This window comes from Citrobacter sp. Awk 4 (assembly GCF_028069725.1).
Lineage (GTDB): Bacteria > Pseudomonadota > Gammaproteobacteria > Enterobacterales > Enterobacteriaceae > Citrobacter_D.
Map to the genome: position 1 here is coordinate 15,777 of NZ_JANEWG010000051.1, position 13,806 is coordinate 29,582.

The following is a 13,806-nucleotide window of genomic DNA, read 5'->3' on the forward strand; positions in this document are numbered from 1 at the left end:
GGATTAGCGGATCACATCCGCCAACGCTTCTTCTAAGTCGTACCAGCGAAATGCAAATCCGGACGCCTCCAGTCGTTTGGGAAGCGCGCGTTGCCCACCGAGAACCAGCACTGAAGATTCGCCCATCAGCAGCCGAATAGCGGTAGCCGGTACGCGAACAATCGCTGGACGGTTTAACGCATGGCCCAGCGCATGGGCGAATTGCTCATTACGCACGGGATACGGCGAAACCATATTGAAGGGGCCCTGCAGATCGTGATTGAGCAACCAGAGAATACCGTTGACCATATCATCAATGTGGATCCAGGCCAGGTATTGACGTCCAGTACCGATAGGTCCGCCCATCCCGAGACGAAAAGAGGGGACCATTTTCGCCAGAATCCCGCCTTTCGGCGCCAGTACCACGCCGGTTCGCAATAGACAAACCCGTGTTTTTTCACTTTGCGCGCTACTGGCTATCTGCTCCCAGCGTGCACAAAGTTTATGGGTAAACTCGTTGTGAGGTGGCTCTTCTTCTGTCACGACCACTTCGCCCAGATCGCCGTAATAACCAGCAGCGGAACCGGAGATCAGTATCGCAGGGGGCGTATCGCTGGCGTTAATTAAGTCCGCCAGCTTTTGTGTGATACTCCAGCGACTCTGGCACAAACGTTCCTTTTGCTGTTCGGTCCAGCGTTTATCGGCAATGGGTTCTCCGGCGAGGTTAATCACGGCATCAACGTGGTTGAGGTTTTTCTTGTCCTCCAGCCCTTTCCAGAGTATGACCCGGGAGTCCAGAATCTGGCGAGCCTTTTCAGGGTTGCGCGTCACGACCGTTACCTGATGTCCTGATTCCAGCAAACGGGGGATCAAATGACGTCCAATCAGACCAGTACCACCGGTTACCACTATTTCCATACCGCCTCCCGAAGTCTGCGCTTATCGTCGCCAGCTTAGCGTCATTGAGACGGAATCGGCGTAACGCAGCGCATGTAGTTTATCGATCTCTACTTCAGCATAAGTGACCCAGTGATGTTCACGTGCGATATCGAGCACATCCTGAGTTAATTTTTCCAACAATGAGAAGCGGTTGCTCTCAACATGCCGAATGATGCTTTTGGTGATAGTGCGGTAATTCAGCGCATCGCTGATGTCCTCGCTGGTGCGCGCGTGTTCCGCCGGATAATGAATAACAACATTGATAACAATGTCCTGGCGGTTGTTAATCTCTTCTTCTTTGATACCAATAAACGTGCGCAGGCGAAGATTTTTTATACGAATAATAGCGTCAGACTGTGACATTGCAGGTCTCCTCCATGTATGAACCTCTGCATGATACACGAGAATGGGAATGCTTTATCTCCCCGAACGGGGGCGCGTCTACTGCGCGTGCTGCATTGCCCGCACAGTCGCAGGGCGTGTACGGATCCGCTCGAACCAGTTATTGACCGCCGGAAACATATCGAGATCGATCCGTTGCCGTTGATGGGCATTTATCCAGGGCCAGCAAGCGATATCGGCAATGCTGTAATGATCGCCGCCTAACCACGGGGAAGACTCCAGGCGCTTGTTCAACACGGTGTACAGGCGCTGCGTCTCAATCTGGTATCGTTCAATCGCGTAGGGGATTGTCTGTGGCGCGAAGTGATTGAAGTGATGATTCTGACCGAGCATCGGGCCAAGCCCGCCGACCTGCCAGAAAAGCCACTGGAGCGTGGTATGTCGTTCGCGTAACTTTCCACTCAGCAATAGCCCGGTTTTTTCCGCCAGATAAAGCAAGATTTCACCCGATTCAAACAGACTGAACGGCGCGCCGCCGTCTGCGGGCGCATGGTCCACAATCGCCGGAATTTTATTGTTGGGCGAGATAGCTAAAAATTCGGGGTGGAACTGACTCCCTTTACTGATATCCACGTTGATCAGACGATAGTCAAGGCGGGTCTCTTCCAGAAACAGCGTAATTTTATGTCCGTTGGGGGTTGGGGCGTAGTAAAGGTCGATCATTTCAGCTCCCGTGCATCTCGAAAAATTGGCTGATCAACACAAGTATAGAAAGCCTCTTGCGGTATGTGAGTTTTCATCAAGTGACAGCGCGTAAAAGACTCTATATTTTGTGATAACGCCAAAACACCAATGAGGATAGTATGAGCAAGCCCGCGATAACGCTCTGGTCAGACGCTAACTTTTTTTCTCCCTACGTGATGTCTGTCTACGTTGCCCTGCAAGAGAAAGGGCTTCCCTTTACCCTCAAAACCGTTGATCTGAACAACGGTGAACATTTACAACCGACCTGGCAGGGATATGCGCTCACCCGGCGTGTTCCGGTGCTGGAGATCGAGGGTTTTGAACTCAGCGAATCTTCGGCCATTGCGGAGTATCTGGAAGATCGCTTTGCGCCGCCGCAATGGGAGCGTATTTACCCTCTCGATCTGCAAAAACGTGCTCGTGCCCGCCAGATTCAGGCATGGCTACGAAGTGATTTAATGCCAATTCGCGAGGAGCGTCCTACGGATGTGGTGTTCGCAGGCGCGAAAAAAGATCCTTTAAGCGAGGCGGGGAAAGCCAGCGTTGCAAAATTGTTTGAAACGGCAGGCAATTTGCTCGCCCACGGCAAACCGAATTTATTTGGCGAATGGTGCATTGCCGATAGCGATCTGGCGTTAATGATTAACCGTCTGCGACTACAGGGGGATGAGGTGCCTGAATTGCTGGCTGAATATGCAGCATTCCAGTGGCAGCGCGCTTCTGTCCAGCGTTTTATCGCGCTTTCCGCGAAGCGTTCTGGCTGATAATCCCTGCGTATTCCAGTATCATAGAGGGGTTATTTACGACGAGGAGTGAGTGATGAAACTGATGTTTGCATCAGACATTCATGGGTCGTTGCCAGCAACGGAACGTGTACTCGAACTGTTTGCTAAAAGTGGTGCACAATGGCTGGTGATACTGGGAGACGTGCTTAACCACGGCCCGCGCAATGCGTTGCCGGAAGGCTATGCGCCTGCTCAGGTTGCAGACCTGCTTAACACACAGGCCGGGCGGATCATTGCCGTGCGGGGGAACTGTGACAGCGAAGTGGATCAAATGCTGCTTCATTTCCCGATGACGGCGCCCTGGCAGCAGATACTAATGGAAAACCAGCGCCTGTTTCTGACGCATGGACACCTTTTCGGTCCGGAGAACCTTCCTGCATTAAATGCCGGAGATGTGCTGGTGTATGGGCATACACATCTGCCAGTTGCAGAAAAGCGGGGAGAGGTATATCACTTCAATCCGGGGTCAGTGAGCATCCCGAAAGGCGGCTTTAAGGCGAGTTACGGGATTCTGGATAATAATGTTTTACGTGTTATCGCACTCAATGATCAAAGTATCATTGCGCAGATGACAATTAATCCGTAATTTACCCCACAATTGTAAACGCGCCGTAAGAGCGCTAGATAAAGAAGGTTTCCTGATGGTGGAACAGCGTCGTTTGGCAAGTACTGAATGGGTGGATATTGTGAATGAAGACAACGAAGTCATCGCACAATCCAGCCGGGAACAAATGCGGGCGCAATGTTTACGTCATCGTGCAACGTACATCGTTGTGCATGATGGTATGGGCAAAATCCTGGTTCAGCGTCGTACCGAAACAAAAGACTTTTTGCCGGGGATGCTGGATGCCACGGCGGGTGGTGTGGTGCAGGCAGATGAGCAATTGCTTGAATCTGCTCGCCGTGAAGCGGAAGAAGAACTGGGTATCGCAGGCGTTCCGTTTGCTGAACACGGCCAGTTCTATTTCGAAGATAAACACTGCCGCGTGTGGGGCGCTCTGTTTAGCTGCGTTTCTCACGGCCCGTTTGCGCTTCAGGAAGCCGAAGTCAGTGAGGTTTGCTGGCTGACGCCAGAGGAAATTACCGCGCGCTGCGACGAGTTTACACCAGACTCGCTGAAAGCGTTGGCACTGTGGATGACCCGCAATGCGAAGAATGAAGCGGCCACGGCGGAAGAAGCAGAATAGTACTGTTTTGCAGAAGTAAAAAAGGCAGCCATCAGGCTGCCTTTTTCGTCTCATCGCCAGATAATCTGTTCGATTATCCGGCGAGATATTACTGCTGCTGTGAAGACTGAATCGCGGTCAGAGCGATGGTGTAGACAATATCGTCAACCAGCGCGCCACGGGACAGGTCGTTCACCGGCTTGCGCATACCCTGCAGCATCGGCCCGATGGAGATCAGGTCGGCAGAACGCTGTACCGCTTTGTAGGTGGTGTTACCGGTGTTCAGATCCGGGAAAATGAACACAGTAGCGCGGCCTGCAACCGGAGAGTTCGGCGCTTTTGACTTCGCAACGTCAGCCATAACAGCGGCATCGTACTGCAGCGGACCATCGATCATCAGGTCTGGGCGTTTTTCCTGCGCCAGACGCGTCGCTTCGCGTACTTTCTCTACATCGCTACCTGCACCAGAAGTGCCGGTGGAGTAGGAGAGCATTGCCACGCGCGGTTCGATACCGAAGGCACTCGCGGAGTCAGCAGACTGAATCGCGATTTCTGCCAGCTGTTCAGCGGTCGGATCCGGGTTGATCGCGCAGTCGCCGTAAACGTAAACCTGTTCCGGCAGCAGCATGAAGAACACAGAAGACACCAGGGAGCTACCCGGCGCAGTTTTGATCAACTGCAGCGGCGGACGAATGGTGTTCGCGGTGGTGTGAACGGCACCGGAAACCAGACCGTCAACGTCGTCCTGTTCCAGCATCAGGGTACCGAGAACGACGTTGTCTTCCAGCTGTTCGCGGGCAACGGTTTCGGTCATGCCTTTGTTTTTACGCAGTTCGACCAGACGAGCAACATAGCTTTCGCGAACCACATCCGGGTCAACGATTTCTACGCCGGCACCCAGTTCAACGCCCTGAGAGGCGGCAACGCGGGTGATCTCATCCGGGTTACCCAGCAGTACGCAGGTTGCGATACCGCGTTCAGCACAGATGGCGGCTGCTTTAACGGTACGCGGTTCATCACCTTCCGGCAGCACAACGCGTTTACCGGCTTTACGCGCCAGTTCAGTCAACTGGTAGCGGAACGCTGGCGGAGACAGACGACGGCTACGCTCAGAGGTCGCAGTCAGAGACTCGATCCAGTCAGCGTTGATGTAGTTAGCCACGTATTCCTGAACTTTCTCGATGCGCTCGTGATCGTCAACCGGGACTTCCAGGTTGAAGCTCTGCAGGCTCAGAGAAGTCTGCCAGGTGTTGGTGTTCACCATAAATACCGGCAAGCCAGTTTCGAAAGCGCGTTCGCACAGTTTGGTGATGCGCGCGTCCATTTCGTAGCCGCCAGTCAGCAGCAGGGCGCCGATTTCCACGCCGTTCATCGCGGCCAGGCATGCTGCAACCAGCACGTCCGGACGGTCAGCGGAAGTCACCAGCAGAGAACCTGCGCGGAAGTGTTCCAGCATGTGCGGAATGCTGCGCGCACAGAAGGTGACAGACTTCACGCGACGCGTGTTGATATCGCCTTCGTTAACCACGGTAGCGTTCAGATGACGCGCCATGTCGATTGCACGCGTTGCGATCAGGTCGAAGCTCCATGGCACTGCGCCGAGAACCGGCAGCGGGCTGGATTCTTGCAATTTAGCCGGATCAACTTTAACCACTTTCGCTTTGGAAGAGTCGTCAAAAATCTCGGACAGATCCGGGCGAGTACGGCCTTGCTCGTCAACAGGTGCGTTCAGTTTGTTAACGATAACGCCAGTAATGTTGGTGTTTTTGGCACCGCCAAAGCTGCTGCGAGTCAGTTCAATACGCTCGTTCAGCTGTTCCGGCGTGTCGGTGCCCTGAGACATGACAAACACGATTTCCGCGTTCAGCGTTTTCGCGATTTCAAAGTTCAGCGCCTGAGCAAACTGATGTTTACGGGTCGGTACCAGACCTTCAACCAGAACGACTTCTGCATCTTTGGTGTTCGCGTGATAGTTCGCGATGATCTCTTCCATCAGCACATCTTTCTGATTGCTGGAGAGCAGAGATTCTACGTAGCTCATGTTCAGCGGTTCTGCCGCTGGTACAGAAGAACTTGCACGTAAGATGGTCGTGGTCTGGTCTGGCGCATCGCCACCGGCGCGCGGTTGAGCGATTGGCTTAAAGACGCTCAGACGAACGCCTTTACGTTCCATAGCACGGATCACGCCAAGGCTGACGCTGGTCAGGCCGACGCTGGTTCCGGTAGGGATCAGCATAATAATACGGGACACGGTTTATCCTCTTTCGTTACCGCCGGTTTCAGCGGGTTACAAAACAGCACCGCCAGCAAGGCTGGCGGTGTGAAATCAGGCAGTCAGACGGCTCGCGTCTTGCGCGATAACCAGCTCTTCGTTGGTTGGGATAACCACCGCAGGACGGGTACCTTCTTTATTGATGAAACCAGATTTGCCGAAACGGGCAGCCAGGTTGCGCTCGTGATCAACTTCAAAGCCCAGCACGCCCAGTTTGCCCAGAGACAGTTCGCGAACCATCGCGGCGTTTTCACCGATACCACCGGTGAAGACAACGGCGTCCAGACGACCATCCATCAGCGCAGTGTAAGAACCGATGTATTTCGCCAGACGGTGGCAGTAAACGTCCATTGCACGTTTAGCGTCTTCTTTGGTGGTGTAGTTGTCTTCAACGTAACGGCAGTCGCTGGTGACTTCGGTCAGACCCAGCAGGCCAGACTCTTTGGTCAGCATTTTGTTGATTGCGTCAACGCTCATGCCCAGGGTGTCGTGCAGGTGGAAGATAATCGCCGGGTCGATATCACCGGAACGCGTACCCATTACCAGACCTTCCAGCGGGGTCAGACCCATAGAAGTATCGACACATTGACCATTACGGATTGCAGAAACAGAACCACCGTTGCCCAGGTGGCAAGTGATGATGTTCAGTTCTTCAACTGGTTTGTTCAGCATTTTTGCCGCTTCCTGAGTCACGAAGAAGTGGCTGGTGCCGTGTGCGCCGTAGCGGCGAACACCGTGCTCTTTGTACAGGCTGTACGGCAGGGCATAGAGATAAGATTCTTCCGGCATAGTCTGATGGAACGCGGTGTCAAACACGGCAACGTTTTTGTCTTTCAGATTCGGGAAGGATTTCAGCGCTTCTGCAATACCGATCAAATGAGCCGGGTTATGCAGCGGTGCGAAAGAGGCAGAGTCTTTGATGCCCTGAATAACGGAGTCATCAATAACCACGGAGCTGGTATACTTCTCACCGCCGTGTACGATACGATGACCAATAGCAGTCAACTGCGCAGACAGTTCTGGTTTTTGTGCCAGAATAGTATTAACGATAAAGTTCAGCGCTTCACTGTGAGCGGCGCCTGCACCTAAAGCCGCTTCTTGTTTGCCGCCGTCCATTTTCCATTTGATACGTGCTTCTGGGAGATGGAAACATTCGGCTAAACCAGAAAGGTACTCTTCACCATTAACTGCATCGATGATTGCAAATTTCAGTGAGGAGCTACCGCAGTTCAGAACCAGTACTAACTTACTCGACATGGAAGTACCTATTTATGATACGTGGCTAAAAAAACGTCAGTGAGCCATAGAGCGTAGCGCATGATGACGCTGACATTTATGATTAACATCATGCTCAATTATCTTTTTTGCATGATGGAAGAAATACCTTTGAGTCTATGCCATTTTGCGTATTTTTCAGCCAATGGCATACTGTATGTAAATTTGACGACTCAATAATTTTGTACTACTGACCATACAGGCCGACACAGGATACCTGATTGTGGGTATCGAAGACAAAATGTTTTGAACGTTGTTCCCTGCAGTTGTTGTTTTGCACAAATATTTTAATTTTTGTATGTGAAGTTGAGGTAAAGCCATGTCGACACCGGATAATCGCTCCGTAAATTTTTTTAGTTTGTTTCGCCGGGGGCAGCACTACGCAAAGACGTGGCCAATGGAAAAGCGACTCGCACCTGTTTTTGTCGAGAATCGCGTGATCCGGATGACGCGTTACGCCATTCGCTTTATGCCGCCCATCGCGGTGTTTACGCTGTGCTGGCAAATCGCGCTGGGAGGGCAACTCGGCCCTGCTGTGGCGACCGCTTTGTTCGCACTCAGTTTACCGATGCAGGGTTTATGGTGGCTGGGTAAACGCTCCGTAACACCACTGCCGCCCTCAATTTTGAGTTGGTTTTACGAGGTCCGCAGTAAATTACAGGAAGCCGGACAGGCGCTGGCGCCGGTAGAAGGTAAGCCTGATTACCAGGCATTAGCTGACACGCTTAAGCGCGCCTTCAAACAACTGGATAAAACTTTCCTTGATGATTTGTAATTGACCCCTGATTACGCATATAAAAGAAGGCATAAGATGCCTTCTTTTTTTTCACCGTAGTAGAAGTGATACAGGAGTCCCAAAATGGAAATGACTAACGCTCAACGTCTTATTTTGTCTAACCAGTACAAAATGATGACCATGCTCGACCCGAGCAACGCCGAACGCTATCGCCGTATACAGACGATTATTGAACGTGGTTATGGTTTGCAGATGCGTGAGCTGGATCGTGAGTTTGGCGAGTTGACCGAAGAAACCTGCCGTACGGTGATCGATATTATGGAAATGTATCACGCACTCCATGTTTCCTGGACTAACCTGAAAGACGCGCAATCTATTGATGAACGTCGTGTCACGTTCCTCGGTTTTGACGCGGCAACGGAAGCGCGTTACCTCGGCTATGTTCGCTTTATGGTGAATGTGGAAGGGCGCTATACTCATTTTGATGCGGGCACGCATGGTTTTAATGCTCAGACACCGATGTGGGAGAAGTATCAACGCATGCTGAATGTCTGGCATTCTTGCCCACGTCAGTATCACCTGAGCGCGAATGAAATTAATCAAATCATTAATGCCTGAGGGGGTCAGTGTGCAGTGCAAAGGTTTTCTGTTTGATCTGGATGGAACGCTGGTCGATTCATTGCCCGCCGTAGAGCGAGCGTGGTGCAACTGGGCTGATCGTTTTGGGCTCAATCACGATGACGTGCTGGGCTTTATACACGGCAAACAGGCGATCACCTCGCTAAGACACTTTATGCCGGGTAAGTCTGAATCGGAGATTGCGGCTGAATTTTCGCGTCTGGAACAAATAGAGGCCACCGATACCGCCGGAATTGTCGCTCTGCCTGGCGCGATTGCATTACTGAATCACCTCAATAAAGCCGGGGTCCCCTGGGCGATTGTCACGTCTGGCTCCATGCCGGTCGCGCGTGCTCGTCATAAGGCGGCGGGACTCCCTGTTCCGGAAGTCTTTGTCACGGCTGAACGGGTAAAAAGAGGCAAGCCGGAACCTGATGCGTACCTGCTGGGCGCACAGTTGCTCGGACTCTCGCCGCATGAATGCACCGTGGTTGAAGATGCGCCGGCCGGGATATTTTCCGGTCTGGCCGCAGGTTGTCACGTTATTGCGGTGAATGCGCCAGAAACGACTCCTCGTCTTGATGAAGTTGATTTTTCCCTGAATAGCCTTGAGCAGATTTCCGTGAACAAACAACCCAACGGAAATGTCGTGGTTCTCAGACATACCTGATCATGATTTAGCCCCGCCCAGCCGGGGCTTTTTTATGGCAGAATCAGTCGATACCCCTCATTACACAAGGATATGTTGTGAACGGTGAATTGATATGGGTCCTCTCCTTACTGGCGATCGCCGTTATCCTGTTTGCGACGGGCAAAGTTCGTATGGACGCCGTTGCTTTGTTGGTCATTGTGGCTTTTATTCTGAGTGGAACGCTGAGCATCACTGAAGCGTTTTCTGGTTTTAGCGATCCTAACGTTATCCTGATTGCCGCCTTATTTATCATCGGTGACGGTCTGGTGCGCACTGGCGTGGCGACCATCATGGGAACCTGGCTGGTAAAAATGGCCGGTAGCAGTGAAGTCAAAATGCTGGTGCTGCTGATGATTACCGTAGCCGGTCTGGGCGCGTTTATGAGCTCAACGGGCGTCGTTGCGATCTTCATTCCTGTGGTGTTAAGCGTGTCAATGCGTATGCAGACGTCACCTTCGCGTTTGATGATGCCGCTTAGTTTTGCCGGGCTTATTAGTGGGATGATGACGCTGGTTGCCACCCCCCCTAACCTGGTGGTCAACAGCGAATTGCTGCGCGAAGGGTTACACGGCTTTAACTTCTTTAGCGTGACGCCGATAGGACTGGTGGTACTGGTTCTTGGGATCATCTATATGCTGCTGATGCGTTTCATGCTCAAAGGCGATATGCCCGGGCAGCACCGTGAGGGGTGGAAGCGGCGTACCTTTCGTGACTTAATCAAAGAGTATCGCCTGGCTGGGCGTGCCCGCCGTCTTGCTATTCGTCCGGGTTCTCCGCTGGTGGGACAGCGTCTGGACGACCTGAAATTGCGCGAGCGCTATGGCGCAAACGTCATTGGCGTGGAGCGCTGGCGGCGTTTTCGGCGAGTGATCGTCAATGTTAATGGGGTATCGGAATTTCGTGCCCGCGACGTATTACTGATCGATATGTCGGCTGCTGAGGTCGATCTCCGTCAGTTTTGCAGCGAGCAATTGCTGGAGCCGATGATCCTGCGTGGGGAATATTTTTCCGATCAGGCGCTGGATGTCGGGATGGCAGAGATTTCGTTGATCCCTGAATCAGAATTAATTGGTAAATCGGTTCGCGAAATGGCTTTTCGTACACGCTACGGCCTGAATATTGTGGGGCTGAAACGTGATGGTGTTGCGATGGAAGGGGCGGTGGTAGATGAACCGTTGCTGACGGGCGATATTATTCTGGTGGTGGGAAACTGGAAACAGATAAGCCTGCTGGCGCAGCAGGGGCGCGATTTTGTGGTTCTCAACATGCCAGAGGAGGTCAGCGAGGCTTCACCGGCGCATAGCCAGGCGCCGCATGCGATTTTCTGTCTGGTGTTGATGGTGGCCCTGATGCTGACAGATGAGATCCCTAATCCTGTCGCCGCCATTATCGCCTGCCTGTTGATGGGTAAGTTTCGCTGCATTGACGCAGAAAGCGCCTATAAAGCCATTCACTGGCCGAGCATCATCCTGATTGTCGGTATGATGCCTTTTGCGCTGGCGCTGCAAAAAACCGGCGGTGTCGATCTGGTGGTGAAAGGATTGATGGACGTTGGGGGCGGTTACGGTCCGTATATGATGTTGGCCTGCCTGTTTGTGATGTGTGCCAGCATTGGATTATTTATTTCTAATACTGCGACGGCCGTGCTGATGGCGCCCATTGCGCTGGCGGCGGCGAAGTCAATGGGCGTTTCGCCGTATCCTTTTGCCATGGTGATCGCGATGGCGGCATCAGCGGCCTTCATGACGCCAGTATCGTCGCCGGTCAATACGCTGGTTTTGGGACCGGGGAACTACAGCTTCAGTGACTTTGTGAAGCTGGGTGTGCCGTTCACCATCATCGTGATGGTGGTATGTGTGCTAATGATACCGATGCTGTTTCCGTTCTGATTTTGTGTCGCGTTGCCGGATAAGACGTTTACGGCGTCTTATCCGGCAACTCTTATAGCGGAGAGTCCTGGCTGATCTCATCCAGAGATAAGTGGAAGCTTGGCACGAACACATCCATAAAGTAGTCCATCTCTTCGCTGCGGCGCGATTCCAGCGTTTTTTCCAGACGCGCTTTTGCCAGCAAAAATTCATTGTTGCCAGCGGACAACTCTTCCAGGCACTTCAGATAAGCGCACAGCGCATCGGCCTGTTTAACAATTGATTTTTCTTCTTCGCTGTAGGTTTGCTCATCAATCAGCGGCGCGAAAATATCACGTAGCTCCTCAGGCACCATATCGACCAGCTTTTGCTGAGCGATCTTTTCAATGGCTTTATATTCCTGCGCGATCTGTGAGTTAAAGTATTTGACCGGAGTAGGCAGATCGCCTGTCAGGACTTCAGAGGCATCGTGATACATTGCTAACAGTGCAATACGTTCTGCATTGACCTGACCGGCAAATTTACGATTTTTAATGGCAGCCAGCGCATGAGCGACCATGGCAACTTGCAGGCTATGTTCGGAGACGTTTTCCGTGCGGACATTACGCATCAGCGGCCAGCGGTTAATGAGTTTGAGGCGGGAAAGATGGGCAAAAAAATGGCTCTGCTTCATAGGGACCTGTTCATCATGACAACCTGAAGGTCATTTTGCGCAGAGAAAGCTGCCGGATGCAAATACCGGCAGCCAATTTCAGATGGGGCCTTAAGCCTGGTGATAACCCGACAGGAAACGCTCAAATTTACTGAGTGACATCTCAATATCGTCAATACGTGGCAGCGTCACGATGCGGAAGTGATCCGGCCATGGCCAGTTGAATGCGCTTCCCTGAACCAGCAGTACTTTTTCCTGCAACAGAAAATCGAGCACCATTTTCTGGTCGTCATGAATGTTGAAGCGTTTTGCATCAATTTTCGGGAACATATACAGTGCGCCACGCGGTTTCACGCAGGAAACACCGGGAATATCATTAATCAATTCCCATGCGCGGTTACGCTGTTCATAAAGGCGTCCACCGGGCATGATAAATTCGCTAATGCTCTGGTATCCGCCTAATGCGGTTTGAATCGCGTGCTGCGCTGGTACGTTTGCACACAGACGCATTGACGCCAGCATCTCCAGACCCTCGATATACCCCTTCGCATGTTTCTTCGGTCCGTTCAGAACCATCCAGCCCTGACGGAACCCAGCCACACGATAGGTCTTGGACAAGCCGTTAAAGGTGATCGTTAGCAGGTCCGGCGCCAGCGCGGCGATGGAATGGTGCTCGGCGTCATCGTAGAGAATTTTGTCGTAAATTTCGTCGGCAAAAATGATGAGATTATGCTGGCGAGCAATCTCAACAATTTCCATCAGCAACTCTTTGGAATAAACGGCACCGGTGGGGTTGTTGGGGTTGATGATAACAATACCACGGGTGCGCGGAGTAATTTTCGCGCGGATATCATCAAGGTCCGGGAACCAGTCAGAAGATTCATCACAAAGGTAATGTACTGCTTTGCCACTTGAAAGCGAAACGGCCGCCGTCCACAACGGATAGTCGGGCGCTGGCACCAGCATTTCATCTCCGCTATTCAGCAACGCTTGCATTGCCTGAACGATAAGCTCAGAAACGCCGTTACCAATATAGATATCTTCTACAGTGACATCGCGTATTCCGCGAGCCTGGTAATGCTGCATAATCGCTTTACGGGCAGAGTAGAGACCTTTTGAGTCGCAATATCCTTGCGCCGTTGGCAAATTACGGATGACATCAACCAGAATCTCATCGGGCGCTTCAAAGCCAAAAGGCGCGGGATTGCCAATGTTCAGTTTCAGAACTTTATTGCCTTCTTCTTCCAGACGTTTTGCTTCTTTCAGAACCGGGCCGCGGATGTCGTAACAGACGTTATCTAATTTGCTGGATTTTTCAATAGGGGACATGAATCTTGACCTTTTAGCTGTTATCGCCACTCCCTGCCGTGGAAGTCAGCACGGAACAATGTACTCCCACGACGGTGAGTTTTGAAGGGTCTGCAGTAGAAGATTTTGTCAGTATCGGGCGTATGAATGTGCTGTTAATGACTTTATTGATGCTAATTTATTGGGTTTATATTTTATGAAGTATGAATTTAATGGAGCATAATTCTTTATGTTGGCGTGGTTGTTGGTGTTTTGTTTTGTTAAAAAATAATCTATTTTTGTATCGAACAGCGTTCTCTGTAGACCTCCTGCAGGTAAATATTTCGTAAACACTGAAAGCTTGCAGCGCGTGACTGTTATAAATGTGTTCGGTGAACTTAAGGGTGTGAATCTATTGTTAAGTATAATTAATGAATACTGTGTTTATTAAT

General features: G+C 51.7%; 14 protein-coding genes. 7 read left to right on the forward strand and 7 right to left on the reverse strand.

Annotated features, from left to right (window positions below; translation table 11 throughout):
- Positions 1-3: 3 nt before the first annotated feature.
- From NNO04_RS18010 to yfcG, 3 genes are all read right to left on the reverse strand, one after another.
- Positions 4-897 (reverse strand): TIGR01777 family oxidoreductase, encoded by an 894-nt coding sequence (locus tag NNO04_RS18010; protein WP_271445844.1) that lies wholly within the window; start codon positions 895-897, stop codon positions 4-6.
- A 21-nt stretch (positions 898-918) separates the two neighbouring features.
- Positions 919-1,281 carry a dihydroneopterin triphosphate 2'-epimerase gene (gene folX / locus NNO04_RS18015; protein WP_162383097.1) on the reverse strand — a complete coding sequence of 121 codons (363 nt, stop codon included), beginning with the start codon at positions 1,279-1,281 and terminating at the stop codon, positions 919-921.
- Positions 1,282-1,359: 78 nt separating this feature from the next.
- Complete coding sequence (gene yfcG, locus NNO04_RS18020; RefSeq protein WP_271445845.1) at positions 1,360-1,983, reverse strand: GSH-dependent disulfide bond oxidoreductase; 624 nt, start codon at positions 1,981-1,983, stop codon at positions 1,360-1,362.
- A 140-nt stretch (positions 1,984-2,123) separates the two neighbouring features.
- Here yfcG and yfcF point away from each other — a divergent pair, with 140 nt between their 5' ends.
- From yfcF to yfcD, 3 genes are read left to right on the forward strand one after another with little or no spacing between them, the layout of a single operon-like run.
- The gene (yfcF, locus tag NNO04_RS18025; protein WP_271445846.1) at positions 2,124-2,768 is read left to right on the forward strand and encodes a glutathione transferase; all 645 of its coding nucleotides are present in this window, start codon (positions 2,124-2,126) and stop codon (positions 2,766-2,768) included.
- A 55-nt stretch (positions 2,769-2,823) separates the two neighbouring features.
- The gene (gene yfcE / locus NNO04_RS18030; protein WP_271445847.1) at positions 2,824-3,375 is read left to right on the forward strand and encodes a phosphodiesterase; all 552 of its coding nucleotides are present in this window, start codon (positions 2,824-2,826) and stop codon (positions 3,373-3,375) included.
- Between the two features lie 55 nt (positions 3,376-3,430).
- Positions 3,431-3,976, forward strand: coding sequence for an NUDIX hydrolase YfcD (yfcD, locus tag NNO04_RS18035; RefSeq protein ID WP_271445848.1), 546 nt, complete (start codon positions 3,431-3,433; stop codon positions 3,974-3,976).
- 88 nt (positions 3,977-4,064) lie between these two features.
- Here the strand turns inward: yfcD and pta are convergent, their stop codons facing one another.
- Both pta and ackA read right to left on the reverse strand, forming a co-directional pair.
- Positions 4,065-6,206 (reverse strand): phosphate acetyltransferase, encoded by a 2,142-nt coding sequence (gene pta, locus NNO04_RS18040; protein ID WP_271445849.1) that lies wholly within the window; start codon positions 6,204-6,206, stop codon positions 4,065-4,067.
- Between the two features lie 75 nt (positions 6,207-6,281).
- Entirely contained in the window at positions 6,282-7,484 is a 1,203-nt protein-coding gene (ackA, locus tag NNO04_RS18045; protein ID WP_192612905.1) for an acetate kinase, read from the reverse strand.
- Positions 7,485-7,821: 337 nt separating this feature from the next.
- On the opposite strand from ackA, the gene yfbV reads away from it, so the two are divergent.
- The 4 genes from yfbV (at position 7,822) to NNO04_RS18065 (ending at position 11,436) form a co-directional block, all read left to right on the forward strand.
- Positions 7,822-8,277, forward strand: coding sequence for a terminus macrodomain insulation protein YfbV (gene yfbV, locus NNO04_RS18050; RefSeq protein WP_162383090.1), 456 nt, complete (start codon positions 7,822-7,824; stop codon positions 8,275-8,277).
- A gap of 84 nt (positions 8,278-8,361) precedes the next feature.
- Positions 8,362-8,856: a YfbU family protein gene (locus tag NNO04_RS18055; RefSeq protein WP_162383089.1), complete on the forward strand. Its 495-nt coding sequence runs from the start codon at positions 8,362-8,364 to the stop codon at positions 8,854-8,856.
- Positions 8,849-9,526, forward strand: coding sequence for a sugar phosphatase (locus tag NNO04_RS18060; protein WP_271445852.1), 678 nt, complete (start codon positions 8,849-8,851; stop codon positions 9,524-9,526). The genes NNO04_RS18055 and NNO04_RS18060 overlap by 8 nt, the downstream gene beginning before the upstream one ends.
- 77 nt (positions 9,527-9,603) lie before the next feature.
- Positions 9,604-11,436 carry an SLC13 family permease gene (locus tag NNO04_RS18065; protein ID WP_271445850.1) on the forward strand — a complete coding sequence of 611 codons (1,833 nt, stop codon included), beginning with the start codon at positions 9,604-9,606 and terminating at the stop codon, positions 11,434-11,436.
- 52 nt (positions 11,437-11,488) lie between these two features.
- Here the strand turns inward: NNO04_RS18065 and yfbR are convergent, their stop codons facing one another.
- Complete coding sequence (yfbR, locus tag NNO04_RS18070; protein ID WP_271445851.1) at positions 11,489-12,088, reverse strand: 5'-deoxynucleotidase; 600 nt, start codon at positions 12,086-12,088, stop codon at positions 11,489-11,491.
- A gap of 90 nt (positions 12,089-12,178) precedes the next feature.
- A complete protein-coding gene (gene alaA, locus NNO04_RS18075) occupies positions 12,179-13,396 on the reverse strand; it encodes an alanine transaminase AlaA (RefSeq protein ID WP_162383085.1) in 1,218 nt (405 codons plus the stop codon).
- Positions 13,397-13,806: the final 410 nt, after the last annotated feature.

Bases quoted from the DNA above. Each gene is read 5' to 3' on its own strand.
- NNO04_RS18010 (WP_271445844.1), bottom strand. From the start codon at position 897: ATGGAAATAGTGGTAACCGGTGGTACTGGTCTGATTGGACGTCATTTG.
- folX (WP_162383097.1), bottom strand. From the start codon at position 1,281: ATGTCACAGTCTGACGCTATTATTCGTATAAAAAATCTTCGCCTGCGC.
- yfcG (WP_271445845.1), bottom strand. From the start codon at position 1,983: ATGATCGACCTTTACTACGCCCCAACCCCCAACGGACATAAAATTACG.
- yfcF (WP_271445846.1), top strand. From the start codon at position 2,124: ATGAGCAAGCCCGCGATAACGCTCTGGTCAGACGCTAACTTTTTTTCT.
- yfcE (WP_271445847.1), top strand. From the start codon at position 2,824: ATGAAACTGATGTTTGCATCAGACATTCATGGGTCGTTGCCAGCAACG.
- yfcD (WP_271445848.1), top strand. From the start codon at position 3,431: ATGGTGGAACAGCGTCGTTTGGCAAGTACTGAATGGGTGGATATTGTG.
- ackA (WP_192612905.1), bottom strand. From the start codon at position 7,484: ATGTCGAGTAAGTTAGTACTGGTTCTGAACTGCGGTAGCTCCTCACTG.
- yfbV (WP_162383090.1), top strand. From the start codon at position 7,822: ATGTCGACACCGGATAATCGCTCCGTAAATTTTTTTAGTTTGTTTCGC.
- NNO04_RS18055 (WP_162383089.1), top strand. From the start codon at position 8,362: ATGGAAATGACTAACGCTCAACGTCTTATTTTGTCTAACCAGTACAAA.
- NNO04_RS18060 (WP_271445852.1), top strand. From the start codon at position 8,849: ATGCCTGAGGGGGTCAGTGTGCAGTGCAAAGGTTTTCTGTTTGATCTG.
- yfbR (WP_271445851.1), bottom strand. From the start codon at position 12,088: ATGAAGCAGAGCCATTTTTTTGCCCATCTTTCCCGCCTCAAACTCATT.
- alaA (WP_162383085.1), bottom strand. From the start codon at position 13,396: ATGTCCCCTATTGAAAAATCCAGCAAATTAGATAACGTCTGTTACGAC.